The organism is Burkholderia sp. FW306-1C-G01B (genome assembly GCF_058781685.1).
Window position 1 is genome coordinate 1 of record NZ_JBYSWZ010000034.1, and the last position, 2,913, is coordinate 2,913.

Consider the following 2,913-nt stretch of genomic DNA (forward strand, 5'->3'; position numbering starts at 1 on the left):
AGAGACAGACTCGTTATAGGGTCAAGCGAACAAGTGCATGTGGTGGATGCCTTGGCGATCACAGGCGATGAAGGACGCGGTAGCCTGCGAAAAGCTACGGGGAGCTGGCAAACGAGCTTTGATCCGTAGATGTCCGAATGGGGAAACCCGGCCCTTTTGGGTCATCCTGGACTGAATACATAGGTCCAGTGAAGCGAACGCGGTGAACTGAAACATCTAAGTAACCGCAGGAAAAGAAATCAACCGAGATTCCCAAAGTAGTGGCGAGCGAAATGGGATGAGCCTTGCACTCTTTATTTGTATTGTTAGCCGAACGCTCTGGAAAGTGCGGCCATAGCAGGTGATAGCCCTGTAGGCGAAAACAGTATGAAAGAACTAGGTGTGCGACAAGTAGGGCGGGACACGTGAAATCCTGTCTGAAGATGGGGGGACCATCCTCCAAGGCTAAATACTCGTGATCGACCGATAGTGAACCAGTACCGTGAGGGAAAGGCGAAAAGAACCCCGGGAGGGGAGTGAAATAGATCCTGAAACCGCATGCATACAAACAGTCGGAGCCTCGCAAGGGGTGACGGCGTACCTTTTGTATAATGGGTCAGCGACTTACGTTCAGTAGCAAGCTTAACCGTATAGGGCAGGCGTAGCGAAAGCGAGTCCGAATAGGGCGTTCAGTTGCTGGGCGTAGACCCGAAACCAAGTGATCTATCCATGGCCAGGATGAAGGTGCGGTAACACGTACTGGAGGTCCGAACCCACTAACGTTGAAAAGTTAGGGGATGAGCTGTGGATAGGGGTGAAAGGCTAAACAAACTTGGAAATAGCTGGTTCTCTCCGAAAACTATTTAGGTAGTGCCTCGTGTCTCACCTTCGGGGGTAGAGCACTGTCATGGTTGGGGGGTCTATTGCAGATTACCCCGCCATAGCAAACTCCGAATACCGAAGAGTGCAATCACGGGAGACAGACATCGGGTGCTAACGTCCGGTGTCAAGAGGGAAACAACCCAGACCGCCAGCTAAGGTCCCCAAATATAGCTAAGTGGGAAACGAAGTGGGAAGGCTAAAACAGTCAGGAGGTTGGCTTAGAAGCAGCCACCCTTTAAAGAAAGCGTAATAGCTCACTGATCGAGTCGTCCTGCGCGGAAGATGTAACGGGGCTAAGCTATATACCGAAGCTGCGGATGCGAGCTATGCTCGCATGGTAGGAGAGCGTTCCGTAAGCCTGCGAAGGTGCGTTGAAAAGCGTGCTGGAGGTATCGGAAGTGCGAATGCTGACATGAGTAGCGATAAAGGGGGTGAAAGGCCCCCTCGCCGTAAGCCCAAGGTTTCCTACGCAACGTTCATCGGCGTAGGGTGAGTCGGCCCCTAAGGCGAGGCAGAAATGCGTAGCTGATGGGAAGCAGGTCAATATTCCTGCACCATTGTTAGATGCGATGGGGGGACGGATCGCGGAAGGTTGTCCGGGTGTTGGAAGTCCCGGTCGCTGCATTGGAGAAGGCGCTTAGGCAAATCCGGGCGCGTAATTCAAGGGTGTGGCGCGAGCTCCTTAGGGAGCGAAGCAATTGGAAGTGGTTCCAAGAAAAGCCTCTAAGCTTCAGTCTAACGATGACCGTACCGCAAACCGACACAGGTGGGCGAGATGAGTATTCTAAGGCGCTTGAGAGAACTCGGGAGAAGGAACTCGGCAAATTGGTACCGTAACTTCGGGATAAGGTACGCCCTTGTAGCTTGATGCGCCTGCGCGCAGAGGGTGAAGGGGTTGCAATAAACTGGTGGCTGCGACTGTTTAATAAAAACACAGCACTCTGCAAACACGAAAGTGGACGTATAGGGTGTGACGCCTGCCCGGTGCCGGAAGATTAAATGATGGGGTGCAAGCTCTTGATTGAAGTCCCGGTAAACGGCGGCCGTAACTATAACGGTCCTAAGGTAGCGAAATTCCTTGTCGGGTAAGTTCCGACCTGCACGAATGGCGTAACGATGGCCACACTGTCTCCTCCCGAGACTCAGCGAAGTTGAAGTGTTTGTGATGATGCAATCTACCCGCGGCTAGACGGAAAGACCCCATGAACCTTTACTGTAGCTTTGCATTGGACTTTGAACCGATCTGTGTAGGATAGGTGGGAGGCTATGAAACCGGAACGCTAGTTTCGGTGGAGCCGTCCTTGAAATACCACCCTGGTTTGTTTGAGGTTCTAACCTTGGCCCGTGATCCGGGTCGGGGACAGTGCATGGTAGGCAGTTTGACTGGGGCGGTCTCCTCCCAAAGCGTAACGGAGGAGTACGAAGGTACGCTAGGTACGGTCGGAAATCGTGCTGATAGTGCAATGGCATAAGCGTGCTTAACTGCGAGACCGACAAGTCGAGCAGGTGCGAAAGCAGGTCATAGTGATCCGGTGGTTCTGTATGGAAGGGCCATCGCTCAACGGATAAAAGGTACTCTGGGGATAACAGGCTGATACCGCCCAAGAGTTCATATCGACGGCGGTGTTTGGCACCTCGATGTCGGCTCATCTCATCCTGGGGCTGTAGCCGGTCCCAAGGGTATGGCTGTTCGCCATTTAAAGAGGTACGTGAGCTGGGTTTAAAACGTCGTGAGACAGTTTGGTCCCTATCTGCCGTGGGCGTTGGATATTTGAAGGGGGCTGCTCCTAGTACGAGAGGACCGGAGTGGACGAACCTCTGGTGTACCGGTTGTCACGCCAGTGGCATCGCCGGGTAGCTATGTTCGGAAGAGATAACCGCTGAAAGCATCTAAGCGGGAAACTCGCCTTAAGATGAGATATCCCTGGGGACTAGATCCCCTTGAAGGGTCGTTCGAGACCAGGACGTTGATAGGTCAGGTGTGTAAGCGCAGTAATGCGTTCAGCTAACTGATACTAATTGCCCGTAAGGCTTGATCCTATAACAAGTCTG

General features: G+C 52.9%; 1 rRNA gene. It reads left to right on the forward strand.

Going from position 1 to position 2,913, the window contains the following annotated elements:
- Window positions 1-19: 19 nt before the first annotated feature.
- Window positions 20-2,901, forward strand: a 23S ribosomal RNA gene (locus tag AC3WLY_RS35135).
- Window positions 2,902-2,913 lie beyond the last annotated feature (12 nt).